The sequence below is a fragment of the Terriglobus aquaticus genome, assembly GCF_025685415.1.
Lineage (GTDB): Bacteria > Acidobacteriota > Terriglobia > Terriglobales > Acidobacteriaceae > Terriglobus > Terriglobus aquaticus.
Window position 1 is genome coordinate 3693984 of sequence record NZ_JAGSYB010000001.1, and the last position, 16180, is coordinate 3710163.

A 16180-nucleotide genomic window follows, 5' to 3' on the forward strand; every position below is an offset into this window, starting at 1 on the left:
GTCGGCGGACGAGCTCTCTTGCCGTCGAGACGCAACGTTGCATTGGTACGTACCGCAACATCGCCCCCTCGCGTGGGCTTTCCGGAGGCAGTACTCGTGAAAAAGTTTGTTCTGGCAGTATCCCTTGCTACTGCGGCAGTAAGCGTCATTCCCATCACCATGGCCGCCCAGGCTACCGCGACGGGTTCCGTTGTCGGTGTGGTGACAGATCCGTCGGGTGCTGCCATTGCGGGTGCGTCGGTGACGGTCACCGCCAAAGGCACCAACGCTGAGCGCAAAACGACGACCAACGGCGCGGGCCAGTATCGGTTCGACCTGCTGCCTGCTGGCGATTACATGGTGCATGTGACCGCGGCGGGGTTTGCCACAACGGATACGTCGAACCTGACCCTGCAGGTGGGCGCAACGACCACGGCCAATGTGCCGCTGACGACCGGATCGGTGAACACCACGGTCGACGTGGCCACGGTCAATCAGTTGCTGGACGCCGAAAAGACCGACAGCTCGACGAACGTGACGCCGCAGCAGGTACAGGAGCTGCCGCTGAACGGCCGCGACTTTGCGAATCTGGCCATCCTCGCACCGGGCGTGAAGCTGGTCGACAGCTATGACCCGACCAAGAATCGGTACGCCGTCTACGCGGTGAACGGCTCCAGCGGACGCAACACCAACACGACCGTCAACGGCATCGATAACAAGGACAACACGGTCGGCGGCGCGGTGATGCAACTGCCGCTGGAAGCTGTGCAGGAGTTCAAGATCAGCACGGCACGCTTCTCTGCTGAGAACGGCCGCAGCGAAGGCGCAGCGCTGAACGTGATCACGAAGAGCGGCACGAATCAGTTCCACGGTTCGCTGTTCGGCTTCTTCCGTTCGGATGCGATCCAGAACAAGAACTACTTCGACGAACAGGCAAAGAATCCGAAGCCCGCGTACAGCCGCCAGCAGTACGGCGGTTCCATCGGCGGACCGATCCTGAAGGACAGGGACTTCGGCTTCTTTGCGTATGAGGGTCTGCGTGAACGGTCGAGCCTGTCAGTTGACGCGGCCTCATTTGCGGAGTTGACCCTGGCGATTCCACTCGGCGCTGTCCCGGCTCACACCATCGGCACGCCATTTGATGAGAAGCGTTACAACGGCCGCATCGATCATCAGTTCAGCGACAAGGAGCACCTGTACTTCTCCTACGCGGCGCAGGACAACAAGAGCCAGAACGATCAATCGACCAACCAGGTGGATACGACCGAAGGCAACTTCACCATCAACGACCTGATCCTGGCAAACGTAACGCTCGACAGCGTTCTGAGCAGCAAGGCAGTTAACAACTTCACCGCTGGGTTCCAGTACTGGAACAATCTGATCGACTCGACGATCCGCAAACCGTACTTTACGTTCCCAGACGGAGCAAGCTTCGGTACGAATGCGAATGTGCCGCAGAAGTCGAGCCAGCACAAGTTCCAGTTCCGGGACGACTTCAGCTACTCGCTCAGCAAGCACACGCTGCGGACGGGTGTGGACGTGCTGTACGAGCCCCAGGTTGGCGGATTCTTCGAGAACAATCCGACGCCCGAATTCGATTTCTACGAAACGGCGCAGCAGATCCTGAGCAACGCCGACGGACATACGCCGAACGGATTCGCATCGGCGGGCGCGATCGCTTCCTCGACAGGTACATCGGGCGATCCGAGGTTCAATCTTTCGCCGAAGATGGTGGGTGTCTACTTCCAGGATGACTGGCGGCTGTCGAACCGCCTTCTGCTGAATCTTGGTATCCGCTACGACAAGGACATCAACACCTACGGCATCGATAAGCAGGCCAACAGCCGCACCTACCAGGAGCTACTCGCGGCAACCGCTTCGGGCGTGAGTACCGTCCCAAGCGTGCGCGCAAACCAGGCAGGCGGCGGCTATACCCCGAGTCTGAGCTACATTGGCGGCAACTACAACGGTCTGCCGCAGAACGATAACAAGGACATCAGCCCGCGTGTCGGTTTCTCTTACGACCTCTCGGGCAACGGTCGCTTCGTCGTACGCGGCGGATACGGTCTGTACTTTGGCCAGTCGTTTGAAAATATCCCGCTGTTTATGATCCAGCAGGCGAATGCTGCGGTGTTTGCGAACACGTACAGCATCTCCTGTGCGGGTCCGACGGATACCGGCTGCTCGTCTGCTAACGTTGTGCCGGGTACGAACATTCTGCTGAGCCGGTACCGGTACGGCGTTGACCCGGCACCGGTGATCCCGGCGGCTTCGTTCAACCTGGCTGCCGGTTCCACGGGCCGCCTGATGGCGCCCAACTACCGCAATCCGTATACACAGCAGATCAATTTCGGATTCCAGTACGCGCCCACTGCGTCGTCAGTTGTGGAAGTGGAATATGTGCAGGCCCGCGGCCTGCACGAAAACAAGACGCTCAACATCAATCCGACGCAATACTTTGCTGGTGGTGCGCGACCGTTCTCAGCGGCGTTCGCCAAGGCAGGTGTACCGGTACTGGGTCGTATCGCGGAAGAGGCTTCAATCGGCCGGTCTTACTATGACGGTTTGAACCTGAGCTACCGGGCGCAATTGAAGAAGTATGTGAGCGCGACTGTGAACTACACCTATGCAGCCGCGCTTGCATTCGAGGGTGCCTCGGCGTCGTTCCGCAACACGGCCACAAACCCGTTCCTGGGTGCGTTGCGTGATCAGGACTTCGGTTTCGTCCCGAACAACGAAACGCATCACCTTACGGCGGCGGGCACGTTCTTCACCAAATACGGTATTGAGATTTCGCCGATTCTGCAGGCTGGATCGTCACGCCCGCTCGATCCGGAAATTTCGACGGACCTATGGAGCATCGGTTCAGGCCGCACCAATGCGCACGCCCCGCTTGCTCCCGGTGCAAAGCCGACGCTCGCAAATTTTGTGAATGAGTACCAGGCCCTGGTTGCGCAGGCGGCAGCATTGACCGCGAGCACAGGCGCAACGGTCAGCGTGGGAACGGTCTACCGTAATTGCCTGGCTGCTGGAACGTGTGTTGAGTCACACTACAACACGCTGCGCGGCATCCCGGACATCCAGCTCGATGCGCGTGTGGGCGATACCATCACGTTGCACGAGCGTTACAAGCTAAACCTGTTTTTCCAGGGCTTCAATCTGACGAACCGGGCTAACTTCGGCGCTAACTACGTCGGAAACATCAACTCCTACGCCGCCGGATCGACTGCGCTGAATCCGGCAGGCTTTATCAACCCAAGCAGCACCGTCATCCCCCGTGCGTTCACGGGTGAGTTCGGAGCTCGTTTCTCCTTCTAATCGGAGATGAAACACAGCAGAAAGGGACCGCAGATGCGGTCCCTTTCGCTTGTGGCGAGATGCGCATCGCTAGCTGCTTTGCTGTTCGGGCAAAGGACCGCGAGTCGGGCCGGGCGGCGGTGGGATGCGAACGGCTTTGCCGGTTGCGGCCGCCTTGTAGATCGCGTCCATGACTCGCTGGTCCTGCAGGCCCTCTTCGCCGGGCGTGCGTGGCTGCCGGTTGTTCAGAACGCATTGGCTGAAGTGGTCCATCTCGATGGCGAACTGGTCCTTGTCGGGCAGTTCGGGTTGAAAGGTGACTTCTTTGCGTTCTTTGGGGTCGCCCGAGGCGCCGGGCAGGCCGAAGCTGTCGGCCTCGCCAAGCTTGCTGAAGCGCAGCTTCGCACCGTGATAGCCGAAGGCTGGGTCCATCTCCGCCATGCCGTCCGTTCCTTCCATGCGCAGGAAGGTCGAGCGATGGACGTCGTACGAGCAAGTGAGCGTGGCGACCATGCCGGACGGAAACCGCAGGAGAAACGAGCAGCGCGATTCGACCTCAGCAAACCGCGGATCGTCTTTGGGCTGCACGGTCACGGCGGTGACTTCCTCAGGTTCCTCATCGGTCAGAAAGCGAGTGGCGTTCAGGCAATAGACGCCGACATCGGGCAGGCAGCCGCCGCCGGCCAGGGCGCGCTTCAAGCGCCATTGAGTGGGGTCGCCCTCATTCTGCGAATTCGACGCCACGACCGAGCGAATCTTGCCGAGCTTGCCCGCTTTGATCGAGTCCTGCAGGAAGCGGTTCATCGGCTCGTACTGCTGGCGGTACGCAATCATCAGCTTCACGTTGGCGCGCTTGCAGGCGTCGATCATGGCTTCGCAGTCCGCGGCGCTGGTGGCCATGGGCTTTTCGCACAAGATGTGTTTGCCAATCTTGGCGCCGCGGATCACAAACTCCTTGTGCATCGAGTTCGGCAGGACGATGTAGATCGCCTCCACCTCAGGCATGTCCTTCAGGCGCTCGAAGTTCTGGTAGTCGGTGATGTTCGATTCCGGAATGCCGTATTGCGCGGCGATCTTCAGCGCCTTGTCGCGATGGCCGCTGACCAGGGCTACCAGCTTGCAGTACTTCGACGTCGCAAAGGCAGGCAGGATCTGGTCGATGCTGAGATGGCCGATACCCACGATGGCGTAGCCGACACGGCGTCCCGGGGGCAGGAACGGCCCGGGTGTCTGGCTGGCCTGTTCGGTCGAGGTGTTGCTCACAGGCGGCAGCTGCACCTTGTTGCTCTGGCCCGGCTTGGCCTGTGCGCCGGCCTGAGCGGCAAGTTCGGGAGCCGTGGCCAACGCGGCGAGTGTGCCCACGCCCGTGGCAGCGGTTTGCAGGAAGCGGCGACGCGTGGTGCCGGTCTCAGGGGCGGCGTGCAGGGTCTCGTCCATCATGCGCAGTGGGATGCTGCGCGACGGACTGCGTGTTGCGAGCAGGTCCGGTCAGGGTGCGACATGGAGGCGTTCCAGTGCATGGGACGGTGTGGGCGCGCTATTCTGCTGTGCGTTATGAAGATTTGTGTTGCTTTGCTGTTGAGCGCGGCTTGCCTGGTGAGCGGGGGTGCCGCAAAGGCGCAGGGACGGCCAACCAAACCAACTGCCGCCACCAACACTGCGGCTGCGCCTGTTCACGTTACACCGTCCGCCGGCGACTTTGCTCGCCCGGGCGATCTGCATGTGTGGTTTGTGGATGTGGAAGGCGGCCAGGCCACGCTGTTCGTCACTCCGCAAGGCACATCGCTGCTGATCGACACGGGGTGGGAGGATCACAATGCTCGCGATGCCGACCGGATCGCGGCGGCAGCGCGCGCTGCCGGCCTGCACCGCATCGACTTCGTGCTGATCACGCACTACCACGAGGACCATGTGGGTGGGGTACCCCAACTGGCGCAGCGGATTCCCGTGGGGACCTACTTTGACCATGGAGACTTGTACGAGAAGGTCGACATCAACCAGCAGATTTTCGGAGCTTATCTGCAGGAATTGGAGCGGAGCCACGCCCGCCGGGTCTCGGTTAAAGCAGGGGATCGGTTGCCCGTGCCCGGGCTGGACGTGCTGGCGTTGAGCAGTGAGGGTAAAGTGATCAATCGCGATCTGCCAGGCGGCGGTGCCGTGAATCGCTACTGCGAGCAGGAGCCTGTTCCGCACGAAGACCGGACCGAGAACGGGCATTCGCTAGGCGTAATGATTACGTTTGCGGGGACGCGCATTCTCGACCTGGGCGATCTGACCAAGGATCGCGAACGCATGCTGATGTGCCCGAGCAATCGGCTGGGCGGCGTGGACATCGACATCGTGTCGCACCACGGATGGGAGCAGAGCAGCTCCGCCGCGCTGGTGCACGCCATTCAGCCACGCGTTGCCATCATGGACAACGGTGCGACCAAGGGCGGCAGCGTGCCGGTGTTGGACGTGTATCGCAGCTCTCCAGGCCTGGAGACGCTATGGCAGTTGCACACCAGCGAGGAGGGCCGCAAAGCCGGTCCGCGAGAGAATACCGCCGAGGCGTTCATCGCAAATCCGCCGGGTGTCGACGGCAACATGATCGAGCTGGTGGTCCACAGGGACGGCACGTTTGCCGTCAAGAACGATCGTACCGGCATGGTGCGGAGCTACGGCCGCAAGTAGAGCCGGGGTCTTCTCGCAGAACGTGGCCGAAGCGTCTGCAAAGCTGGTGCGTCTCACGGTTGACTTCTTGCCAGAGGCAGACGATACGTCGCCGAGGCCGAGGCACCGCGTAGAATCTGCCCGTATGCCCCAGGTTCCGCCGCACCTGTCCGCCGCCGCCATTCGCTTCCTGCAGCATTTGCAGCGCAACAATGATCGCGATTGGTTCAACGCGCGCAAGGATCTCTTTACACACGAGGTGCAGGACCCGTGGCTTGCGGTGTTGGAAGCGGTGAATCAGCGCCTGGCGGAGTTTGCGCCCGACTATGTGCGACCGGCACGCAGAGCGGCCATGCGCATTTATCGCGACATCCGCTTCAGCAAAGACAAGCGGCCGTACAAAACGAACATAGCCGCATGGTGGTCGACCACGACAACGGAACGAACCAACGGCGGCGGATTCTATGTGCACGTGTCTCACCAGGATGTGGTGGTTGCAGCGGGCGTTTACATGCCGTCGCCGGCGCAGTTGCTGCTGATTCGGAGACACCTGCAGCAGCACCATGCGGAGCTGCGCGGCATGCTGAACAGCTCAAAGATCCGCAAGTTGATGCCAGAACTGGACAGCAACCCTTTGAGGCGCATGCCGAAGGGCTTTTTGCCTGACGACCCCGCGGCCGATCTGCTGCTTTGCAGGCAGTGGGCTTTGAGTGCGAAGCTGCCGCTGGAGGTGGCGACCTCACCGAAACTGGTGAACGAGATCGCGAAGCGTTTTCGCGCCGTCGCGCCAATGGTTGCCCTGCTGAACGCTCCATTGCTGGCTGGGCGAGCTCCGCGCAAGAGCCTGTTCTGAGCGCCGCTGTGTGGAAAAAAAGCTCGATTCCGTTGGAGATTTGTACCTTTGGGAGCACTTCTCCACAGAAAAACGGGCAAGACCCGAAGAAAACCGAAGAAAACCAGAGTTTGGGAGTTGACATCCTCGCCGGAAACGCCGATGGTGATAGGCGGAACGAGCGGAAAAGCCGCATAAACACTGGCGATCTCGACACAGCCGATGCCTGACCTGCCGGGATGGCGGGGCATTCAAGTGGCGATCTCCGGTCCCTGATGAGGGCAGCGCCGTTCGAGATACACGCGACCCCGCAACCGGGGCCAAAAGGAGCAACCTATGGCAAAGGGACTTACCAAAACCGCACTCATCCGCACGCTCGCCGAGCAGTCGGAACTGCCCACCAAGAAGGTCAGCCAGTTCTTCGAACTGATGGCGTCGACCGCCGTGAAGGAAACCAAGAAGAACGGCGAGTTCACGATTCCGGGCATCGGCAAGCTAGTGAAGGCAGAGCGCAAGGCACGCGTGGGCCGCAACCCGCAGACCGGCGAAGCCATCAAGATCAAGGCCAAGACCGTGGTCAAGTTCCGCATCGCCAAGGCTGCGAAGGATGCAATCGCGCCCGTGAAGAAGTAAGCGCTTTCTCTTCGAATCAGCAAAGGCCGCGGCGGGTGCCGCGGCCTTTTTCGTGCTCTAGCGCTCAACTCCGTTGAATCAGGTGCTCGCGATCATTGCGGCCAGCAGGGCCGTGCGCGGGATGAGATGGTCGGTCAAGAGGCTCTCATGCGCAGCGTGCGCGCCCTCGCCAACCGGGCCCATACCGTCGAGTGTGGGTGTGCCGAGGGCGGCGGTGAAGTTGCCGTCGGAGCCGCCGCCGGTGGCGGCTTCGTTCAGCTCGAAGCCGAGTTCCAAGGCCAGTGCGCGGGCTCGTTCAAAGAGGGCGACTGTGCCCGTGGAGCGCTCCATGGGCGGTCGATTCAGGCCGCCTGTGATCTGGACCGTGCAGCCCGGGTCGTGAGCGGCGAGGCCGGTGAGCGTCGCATGGATGCGATCGGCATCTGCCACTATGGGAACGCGGACGTCGATCTCGGCCCAGGCGCTGGCGGCGACGACGTTGCTGCGGGTGCCGCCGCCGATCACGCCGGGGTTCACAGTGATGCCAAAATCTTTGTCGGCTTCCGAGAGTTCGGCAATCCGCGGCAGAAGGCGGGCGAGTTCCAGCACGGCCGAACGCCCTTTCGCGAAATCGACACCGGAATGGGCCGCAACGCCGGCGACCTCGACGCGGTAGTTGCCGATGCCTTTGCGTGCAGTTTTGTAAGCGGCATTGTCGCGGCTGCCGGGCATGCCCTGCGCCGGTTCAAGAACGAACACTGCCTCGGCCAGCGCGCCCAGCCGCTCCGTGTGCTCGCGGGACACGGGGCTGCCAACCTCTTCGTCGGGGTTGAGCAGCAGAATCAGTGGGCGGGCGAGATCCGAGACCTGCTGGACGCTGGCGATCGCGGTGATCGCCATGAGCACGCCAGCCTTCATGTCCAGCACGCCCGGCCCCCACAGGCGCGGGTTGCTGTCGCGATCGGGATCTTCGCGCCAGGGCATGCGAGCCAGCGTGCCGAGTGGCCAGACGGTATCCAGGTGACCTAGCAGCAGCAGCGGCTTGGTCCCGGCAGGCTGGGGCGTGCGAGGTTCGAACCAGACCTCCGTCACGTCGCCGAAGCTCTCTTGCGGGTGGCGCAGGACGTGGGCGCCCGCGGCTTGTGCCCATTGCTCCACCTGATCGGCGGCGCGATTCACTGCGGCAGGGGCGTCGCTGGGCGATTCGATCTCGACGAGGGCGCGCAACCGGGTAAGCATCTCGGGCTGCCGGGCTTCGACCGCGGCGCGTATCTGCTGTGATTCGGGAGACATAATCTCCGTTATAGGCGCTGTGAGGCGGAAGCAGGTACTGTGGCAAATCCGACACAGTTGCGGGACTGTAACAGAGGCGTATGCTAACGCTCGTTAGCGGTTTCGTACACGGCGTTCCGAGCTTCCGTGTGCGGCGCAGAGGCTTTGTAGAAACGTTTGCAGTCGCAGGCCCATACCGAATTCACGCTGAGCGAGCCGCTGTCGTTTGCCGGCGTGGGTCTCCATTCCGGCGCTCCGGTGCAGATGCGGTTGATTCCCGCACCTGCGGGTTCCGGCATCGTGTTCCGCCGCACCGACCTGGATAACTTCGAGATTCCCGCCAACGGCCGCAACGTGGCGCGCGTGAGCTACGCCACCAGCCTGATGCGACAGGGCGTGCTGATCTCCACGACCGAGCACCTGTTGAGCGCGCTGATCGGGCATGGCGTGGACAATGTAATCGTAGAGATCGACAACCTCGAGGTGCCGATTCTGGATGGCTCGGCGCTGCCCTACGTGGAGGCTTTTCTGCGGACGGGGCTTAAGGCGCAGCGCCGGAAGCGCGAATACATCCGCATTTTGAAACCGGTGGAGGTCACGGAGAACTCGCGCGATGGGGTGAAGTTCATCGGTGTGTACCCGGGCCGCGGATACCAGATTGACTACTGCATCGACTTCCGTGCGCCGATAGGAACGGAGCGTTTTCTGGGCGATCTGGAGACGGGCGCTTATGCCGATCTGATCGCTCCCGCCCGCACGTTTGGATTTCGCGAGGACGAGCCCATGCTGCGCAATATGGGCCTGATCCGTGGAGCGAGCGATGCCTGCGCCATCATCATCGGCGAAGGATCGGTGCAGAACGGGCCGTTGCGGTTCCCGGATGAATTCGTGCGACACAAGGTTCTGGACCTGATCGGCGATCTTGCTCTGGCGGGCCGCCGCATCCAAGGGCGGGTCGTCGCCGAGCGTGCGGGGCACGCCATGCACACGGCACTGGTGAGCAAGCTGATGAAGGATCGGAGTGCCTGGGAACTGGCCCATGGGTACGAGGATGACGCCGTCTCAGTGCGGCCTGTGGACGCTTCGGCTACTCTCTCCGGCTCCCACATGCTGCCCGCGCACGCCTGATGCCTCTGGCGGCCATTGCGCTGGGGAGCAACCTGGCAGGGGAGCACGGCAGCCGCGAAGCAATCCTCGAGGGAGCCGTGAACGCACTCAATGCCTTGGGAACCGTCAAGGCGCGATCTACCTGGCACGAGACCGATCCGGTTGGCTACGCGGAACAGCCGCGCTTTCTGAACGGTGCCGTTCTGCTGCAGACCGATCTGCCCCCGCAGGAATTGCTTCGCGGTTTGCTCCGGGTCGAGCAGCGCTTTGGGCGCGACCGGACGCATGGCATTGCGAACGGACCTCGAACGCTGGACTTGGACCTCCTGCTGTACGACGACTTGATCCTCGAAGCGCCGGAACTGGTGTTGCCGCACCCGGCGATGCATACCCGCAGCTTCGTGCTGGCCCCGCTCGCGGAAATCGCGCCGGACTGGATCCACCCTCTCCTTCGCACCAGCGTCCGAGATCTGTTCGCGAGCGTAAGCTGTTCAGCATGAGCAGGAAGGGCAAAGCGAAAACCGGCAAGCAGGCAGGCGCGAAGCCCGGCACCGATTCGGTTGCGGAGCAGGACGCTGTTCGAAGCAGGGCAGAGGCCAGCGACCACCAACTGGTGCTGGTGAGCAAGGCGCTATCGGACCCCACTCGGGTTTCTATCCTGCGCAGGATCGCCGCCGGACAGGCGCGGTGCGGCGACGTGCGGGAGTGCCTGGGCGTGAGCGCGGCAACCCTGTCGCACCACATGAAAGAACTGGAGCGCGCTGGCCTGATCACGTCCGAGCGCGAGGGCCGCTTCGTTCACGCCAGCCTTGAGAAGAAGGCGTGGAAGCAGCACATCGCAGAGCTGAAGTCGCTGCTCTCGTGACGAAGGCGAATGCGTCCCGATTCGCTTTGCGCGCCGATGTCTTTTTGCGCTGACGAGCTCGCTGTGTGCTGTGTAGAGTGGTTGCGTTCAGGAGATCGTTTCTGTGATTGCGCGTGGCCCCTTGCTGGGCGAATTTATGGGCACGTTTGTGCTGATGTTGCTGGGCAATGGCGTGGTGGCCGGCGTTCTGCTGAAGAAGACCAAGGCTGAAAACGCGGGCTGGATGGTGATTACCACCGCGTGGGCCTTTGCCGTTCTGAGCGGCATTTTTGTCGCCCAATTATTCGGATCTCCCGATGCTCATCTGAACCCTGCGTTCACGTTGGCCGCCGCGATCAAGACGCACGCCTGGTACACGGTTCTGCCGTACATGGCGGTGCAGGTTGCGGGCGCCTTCCTGGGTGCGGTGGCGACGTGGCTCTTCTTCTATCCGCATTGGGCGGTCACGGACGATCCGGGGGCAAAGCTCGGTGTGTTCGCCACCGGTCCGGCGATTCGCCACTATGCTTCCAACTTCTTTTGCGAGGTGCTGGCCACGTTTGTGCTGGTGCTGGTTGCGGGCGGCATGAGTTCCAAGCTGGTGCTGACGACCGGCGCCGCGGCAGGCCTGAGTCCGCTGCTGGTGGGCTGCCTCGTGTGGGGCGTTGGTCTGTCGCTAGGCGCAACGACGGGGTATGCCATTAATCCGGCGCGCGATCTGGGGCCTCGGCTGGCTCACCAACTGATGCCGATCGCGGGCAAGGGCACCAGCGACTGGGCGTACGCGTGGGTGCCGATCCTGGGACCGCTCGTGGGTGGAGCGTTGGCTGGCTACGTCCTTCTGCGGATTGGTGCATAAAGCTGCGGCAGCGGCACGCGGTCGGGCTCTACGAACTTTTGACGAGCCTGTTCGCTGGTCAGCATCGCATCGGAATAGAACGCGCTGAGTGCGCTGCCATGCAGTTCCGGAGCGTGTTGCAGCAGCAATTGCGCGAAGCTGACCGGCCCTGCGGCCTGCAGGTGAACGCGCAATAAATGAACCCAGGCGTGCGTGCGAGTCGCATGGAACAGCGCTTCGCTGCCGCACGCCTGGCGAAGATACGTCCGCAGGTGTCCGGCGATGGTTTGAGCGGCCAGGCCGGCGGGAACGCGCTGCAGCATGAGCACGGTGTAGCGCAGGTGATCGCCATGGCGAAAGTTTGATGGCTGGATCTCCGCGGCGTGGAAGCTCTGCAGGAAATCCTCATCGGTCTGCTGGCTACTTCCAAGGTGAATGCCGTGTTGCGCCGCCATGGCCACAGCCGCGGCGAGTGCTTCGGGATCGTCGGGGGGCAGCGTGTTGCGCGGCGGCGTGGCGATCGCGTGCCGCGCCGCTGCAGCCTGGCGCCTGGCCCTGAGCGCGGCGGCCTGCTCGCGTTCGGCACGATCCGCAACTGCTCCTGCGCTGAGCGGGCCAAGGATCACGGCGAGGAAAGCGAACAGAACGAAGGGCAGAATGTAGAGGAACAGCAGTTCAAGCCGGCCAAAAGCTAGCGGACTGACCAGCGCCGTCGTGGCGAGCAGCAGAGCCATAACGGCAGCCAGGATGCGGCGTTCGCGCCTGCGGCGTACCTGGTCGGGGCTCGGCTCTGGGGTAGCCAGCGCGTCCATGCACATCATCTTCGCAGACCCGCCGCGATCTTCCGCGGCCGTTGCGCTTACACTAAAGGTGCAAGCTGATGACGTGGACGAGTGCATTTGGGAAGGGCAGCGGCTGGCTGCTATGGAAGATTGTGCGCGGTCTTGCGCTTTCCAGGATCTCGCCCAATACGCTCACGTTCATCGGCCTGATCATCAACATCATCGCCGCGTTTTTCTTCGGCTACGCCCGGAACAGCAATGCCGATCGCATGTTTTTGTATGCCGGCCTGATCCTGATCGGCGCTGGCCTGTTTGACATGGTGGACGGCCGCGTTGCGCGGGCGACGAACCAGGTCTCGGTCTTCGGGGCGTTCTTTGATTCGGTGATCGATCGCTACTCGGACGTGGCGATCTTCTTCGGTCTGCTGGTCTACTACGCGCGCGGCAACCGCTTCCAGTATGTCGTGCTCGCCGCCTTCTGTATGACGGCAAGCCTGATGGTGAGCTACACACGAGCGCGCGCCGAGGCGCTGATCGGGTCGTGCAAGGTGGGCTTCATGGAGCGGCCGGAGCGGATTGTTCTGGTCATTCTGGGCGCTCTGTTCAACCGTTGGGGCGTGATGGCGCCTGCCCTGTGGGTGCTGGCGTTTATGACTACCCTGACCGTCATCCATCGCATTCGCTACACGTTTCTGGAAACGCAACGGCGCAAGCTGAGCGCGGCAACGCTGTAGCGTCTTGCCATACATTGAGCGCGCGTGCGCTGCCCGTCACGGCGGTACAGGCGGCATCCGGTTGCGATAGGGTACCCTCGCAAGCATGATCGATCTGGGACGTCTTTGGGGGCGCCGGAACAACGCAGCGGCAGGACCGGATGCGTTTGGGTATGCCGTCGTCGGGCTGGGCCGCATTGCCGAGCATTTTCTGCGTGGCATCCAGGATTCGCCCTTTGTGCGAGCGACTGCGCTGGTCAGTGGCGACTCGGGAAAAGCGGCGAAGCTGGCTAAGCAGTATGGTGTGCCGTTTACGTGTGGTTACGCCGACTTTGAATCCTTGCGCGAACGCGAGGATGTGCAGGCGGTGTATCTTGCGCTGCCGGTCAGCATGCATCGCGAGTTTACGGAGCGTGCGGCGCGCATCGGCAAGCATGTCTTCGTCGAGAAGCCGATGGCGAGCGATGCCGCCGAGTGCCGGGCGATGGTGGACGTGTGCCGGTCTGCGGGTGTCCTGCTGAGCGTGGCGTACCGGTGTCCTTTTGACCCGATGCATCAGCGGTTGCAGTCGCTGATTGCCGAGGGCGCGCTGGGGCACGTGGAAAGCATCGAATCGAGCTTTGGCTTCAAGCTGGCCGCGGATGACTGGCGCTGGAATAACGACCTGGCGGGCGGCGGATCGGCGTACGACGTGGGAGTTTACCCGCTGAATGCGGCACGATTTCTAATGCGAGCCGAGCCGGAGATTACTTCGGCAGCCGCTACCGTGAGCCCGGCGGGCATGGAGTCGTCCATTGCCTGGACGATGCGTTTTCCGAACGGCGCGGAGGCGCGTTGCAGCTCTTCGTACCTGCAAGAGCTGCCGAACGTGTTGAGGGTGCGAGGCTCTGCCGGAGAGCTGACGCTAGACCCCGCGTACACGCACCGCGTGCGCCTGCCGCTGCGTGGCTGGATCACCGATCCGGTATCTGGCAAGCGTGTGGAGATCAACGACATTGCGCCGTCGAGCACGCCGTCGCACTTCCGTTTGGAGGCTGAGCATCTGGCGGAGTGCGCGCGTGTGGGCGAGCCGGTGATCACGTCGGGCGAAGACGGCCTTCAGGACATGGAACTGATTGAGCAGATGTACGCGACGGCGGGCGTGAGCCGGCAGGCCGTGCCGCGCTAGGCCGATGTTTGGCGCAGCAGCCGGAACGGAAATCCGTTGTCGAAGTTGCCGCGGAAAGCGTCGGCATGGGCCTTCACCACAAGTCGAATTCGCTGCAGAGGACGGTCATCGCGGAAGGCGAGAATGGCGGCAGAGAGCGCCACAACGCGGCGTAGCGCAAAGATGAGCGCGCTGAGCGTGCCGTGCTCGATGCGATGGATGATCGTGGTGTTCCGCAGTTCGAAGTAGCGGAACGCGAAGGCGCGAAAGGGCGCGCGCGCATGACGAACGCCCAGGAACGAACGCTCTGCGTAGCCGCTGCGTGCGGCCTCCTTGTGGCGGATGATGCTGGCCGGCGCGAGCAGGATGGGGCCGGCCTTGCGCAGGCGCATGCAGTATTCCGTATCGTCGCCGTTGAGGAAGAACTCTGCGCGCGGTAGACCAACCTGCGGGATGACGGCAGACCGAATGAGCAGGCCGACGAAGGAGGAGAAGCGGAGAGGAACGGGGCTGGCGGTGCCTGCGAGTGTCGACGCGGCGACGCCGTTTTCCAGCCGCATGTGGTTGTCCTGGGGGACACCCTCCGCAGAAACCTTAAAGTTGGCGATGGCGATGGCGCTGGTGTTTGCGCTCGCTGCGAGCGCCTGTTGCAGCGCATCCGGGGCGGGCTCAGCATCATCGTCCATCAGCCAGATCCAGTCGAATCCTGCCTGCTGCCCGAGCTGAAGGCCGCGATGGAAGCCGCCCGCACCGCCTGAGTTCGTCTCTTCGCGAGCAAGTGTGATGCGATCGTTCTGCAGATAGCCGCGCTCGCGCAGCAGGTCTGCGGTGCCGTCGGTCGATCCGTTGTCAATGACGAAGATGCGGTCGACGGGATGCGTCTGCTGGAGGAGAGCGTCGATGCACTCGACCAGCAGATGCTTGCGGTTGAACGTGACAAGCGCGACGCAAATTGAAGGCGCGCTCCCTGTGCTCAAGCGGCGCTTCCTGCGGGCTCCGGTTCACGCACGCTGCCCAGGCCATGGCGCTCCGCTACCACAAGCGCCTGCGCGACCACCTGGTCCATGTTTAGGTACCGGTACTGCGCGAGCCGGCCGACAAATGTAGTCGAGGTCTCCGCGTCGGCCAGCGCCTGGTACTGCTTGTAGAGTTGCTGGTTCTGTTCGCTTGGAACGGGATAGTAGGGATCGCCCTCGGCCTGGGGGTACTCGCGCACGATGGAGGTGCCCGTGTGGGTTTGCCCGGTCAGGTGTTTGAACTCCGTGATGCGGGTGAACGCGAAATCGTTGGGGTAGTTCACTGTGCCCACGGGCTGAAACTGCTGCTGATCCTGCAGGTGCTCGTGCTGGAACGAGAGGGAGCGGTACGGCAGCTTGCCGAACCGGTGATCGAAGTACTCATCGATGGGGCCGCTGTAGAAGATGTGCTCGAAGTGCGACCGGTCGACTTCCTTGAAGTCGGTCCCAAGCTCCACGCGAATGTTGGGGTGATCGAGCATGTTCTGAAACATGCGGGTGAAGCCGTCGCGCGGCATTTTCTGAAAGCTGTCGGTGAAGTAGCGATCGTCGTCGTTGGACCGCGTGGGGATGCGCGCGGCCACAAGCGCGGCGAGTTCAGACAGGTCCATGCCCCACTGCTTGCGTGTGTAATTGCGGAAGAACTTGTCGCACAGATCGCGACCCACGCTCGAAAGCACGACGTCTTCGCTGGTGCGAATCGGATCACGGGGTTCACGCACCTTGTCCAGGTACGCCGCCGCTTCCTCTTCAGACAGGTTCATCCCGTATAGGCGGTTGATGGTGATGCGGTTGATGGGGATGGGGTACAGCTCGCCCTCGACGGACGCGAGCACGCGATGCTCGTAGTCGCGCCAAGCGGTGAACCGCGACAGGTAGTCGGCGACATGCGGCGCGTTGGTGTGGAAGATGTGCGGGCCATACCGGTGAACCAGCACGCCGTGCTCGTCCGGATGGTCGTATGCATTGCCGGCGATGTGAGTGCGGCGGTCGAGAACGACCACCTGTTTGCCCGCGAATGCTGCGCGTTCTGCAAGAACGGTACCGGCGAACCCGGCGCCTACAACAAGAATTGCCACAGAAGTTAGG

General features: G+C 62.5%; 15 protein-coding genes. 10 read left to right on the top strand and 5 right to left on the bottom strand.

Going from position 1 to position 16180, the window contains the following annotated elements; translation table 11 throughout:
* The first annotated feature begins 96 nt into the window (after positions 1-96).
* On the top strand, positions 97-3297 hold the full coding sequence (locus tag OHL12_RS15195) for a TonB-dependent receptor (protein ID WP_263414663.1): 3201 nt from the start codon (positions 97-99) through the stop codon (positions 3295-3297).
* A 69-nt stretch (positions 3298-3366) separates the two neighbouring features.
* On the opposite strand, the gene OHL12_RS15200 is transcribed toward OHL12_RS15195, so the two are convergent.
* Positions 3367-4716: a Gfo/Idh/MocA family protein gene (locus OHL12_RS15200; RefSeq protein ID WP_263414664.1), complete on the bottom strand. Its 1350-nt coding sequence runs from the start codon at positions 4714-4716 to the stop codon at positions 3367-3369.
* Between the two features lie 114 nt (positions 4717-4830).
* On the opposite strand from OHL12_RS15200, the gene OHL12_RS15205 reads away from it, so the two are divergent.
* The 3 genes from OHL12_RS15205 to OHL12_RS15215 all read left to right on the top strand — a co-directional run bounded on the left by OHL12_RS15205 (position 4831) and on the right by OHL12_RS15215 (position 7393).
* Positions 4831-5949: a ComEC/Rec2 family competence protein gene (locus tag OHL12_RS15205; protein ID WP_263414665.1), complete on the top strand. Its 1119-nt coding sequence runs from the start codon at positions 4831-4833 to the stop codon at positions 5947-5949.
* Positions 5950-6073: 124 nt separating this feature from the next.
* Positions 6074-6781 carry a DUF2461 domain-containing protein gene (locus OHL12_RS15210; RefSeq protein WP_263414666.1) on the top strand — a complete coding sequence of 236 codons (708 nt, stop codon included), beginning with the start codon at positions 6074-6076 and terminating at the stop codon, positions 6779-6781.
* 315 nt (positions 6782-7096) lie between these two features.
* The gene (locus tag OHL12_RS15215; RefSeq protein WP_263414667.1) at positions 7097-7393 is read left to right on the top strand and encodes an HU family DNA-binding protein; all 297 of its coding nucleotides are present in this window, start codon (positions 7097-7099) and stop codon (positions 7391-7393) included.
* 78 nt (positions 7394-7471) lie between these two features.
* Here OHL12_RS15215 and OHL12_RS15220 read toward each other — a convergent pair whose 3' ends face one another.
* Positions 7472-8665: a M20 family metallopeptidase gene (locus OHL12_RS15220; RefSeq protein WP_263414668.1), complete on the bottom strand. Its 1194-nt coding sequence runs from the start codon at positions 8663-8665 to the stop codon at positions 7472-7474.
* Between the two features lie 156 nt (positions 8666-8821).
* On the opposite strand from OHL12_RS15220, the gene lpxC reads away from it, so the two are divergent.
* The 4 genes from lpxC to OHL12_RS15240 all read left to right on the top strand — a co-directional run bounded on the left by lpxC (position 8822) and on the right by OHL12_RS15240 (position 11454).
* A complete protein-coding gene (gene lpxC / locus OHL12_RS15225) occupies positions 8822-9772 on the top strand; it encodes a UDP-3-O-acyl-N-acetylglucosamine deacetylase (protein ID WP_263414669.1) in 951 nt (316 codons plus the stop codon).
* The gene (gene folK, locus OHL12_RS15230) at positions 9772-10251 is read left to right on the top strand and encodes a 2-amino-4-hydroxy-6-hydroxymethyldihydropteridine diphosphokinase (protein WP_263414670.1); all 480 of its coding nucleotides are present in this window, start codon (positions 9772-9774) and stop codon (positions 10249-10251) included. Before lpxC ends, folK begins: the two co-directional genes overlap by 1 nt.
* The gene (locus OHL12_RS15235) at positions 10248-10616 is read left to right on the top strand and encodes an ArsR/SmtB family transcription factor (RefSeq protein WP_263414671.1); all 369 of its coding nucleotides are present in this window, start codon (positions 10248-10250) and stop codon (positions 10614-10616) included. Before folK ends, OHL12_RS15235 begins: the two co-directional genes overlap by 4 nt.
* 103 nt (positions 10617-10719) lie before the next feature.
* Positions 10720-11454: an MIP/aquaporin family protein gene (locus OHL12_RS15240; RefSeq protein WP_317889828.1), complete on the top strand. Its 735-nt coding sequence runs from the start codon at positions 10720-10722 to the stop codon at positions 11452-11454.
* Here OHL12_RS15240 and OHL12_RS15245 read toward each other — a convergent pair.
* Positions 11427-12245 carry a hypothetical protein gene (locus OHL12_RS15245; protein WP_263414672.1) on the bottom strand — a complete coding sequence of 273 codons (819 nt, stop codon included), beginning with the start codon at positions 12243-12245 and terminating at the stop codon, positions 11427-11429. The genes OHL12_RS15240 and OHL12_RS15245 overlap by 28 nt on opposite strands.
* Positions 12246-12313: 68 nt before the next feature.
* Between OHL12_RS15245 and OHL12_RS15250 the strand changes: the two genes are divergently transcribed.
* Both OHL12_RS15250 and OHL12_RS15255 read left to right on the top strand, forming a co-directional pair.
* Positions 12314-12949, top strand: coding sequence for a CDP-alcohol phosphatidyltransferase family protein (locus OHL12_RS15250; RefSeq protein WP_263414673.1), 636 nt, complete (start codon positions 12314-12316; stop codon positions 12947-12949).
* An 85-nt stretch (positions 12950-13034) separates the two neighbouring features.
* Complete coding sequence (locus tag OHL12_RS15255) at positions 13035-14096, top strand: Gfo/Idh/MocA family protein (RefSeq protein WP_263414674.1); 1062 nt, start codon at positions 13035-13037, stop codon at positions 14094-14096.
* Here OHL12_RS15255 and OHL12_RS15260 read toward each other — a convergent pair.
* Complete coding sequence (locus OHL12_RS15260) at positions 14093-15052, bottom strand: glycosyltransferase family 2 protein (RefSeq protein WP_263414675.1); 960 nt, start codon at positions 15050-15052, stop codon at positions 14093-14095. The two genes, OHL12_RS15255 and OHL12_RS15260, sit on opposite strands and share 4 nt — an antisense overlap.
* Positions 15049-16170, bottom strand: a complete 1122-nt coding sequence (gene glf / locus OHL12_RS15265) for a UDP-galactopyranose mutase (protein ID WP_263414676.1) — start codon at positions 16168-16170, stop codon at positions 15049-15051. Before glf ends, OHL12_RS15260 begins: the two co-directional genes overlap by 4 nt.
* Between the last annotated feature and the right edge of the window lie 10 nt (positions 16171-16180).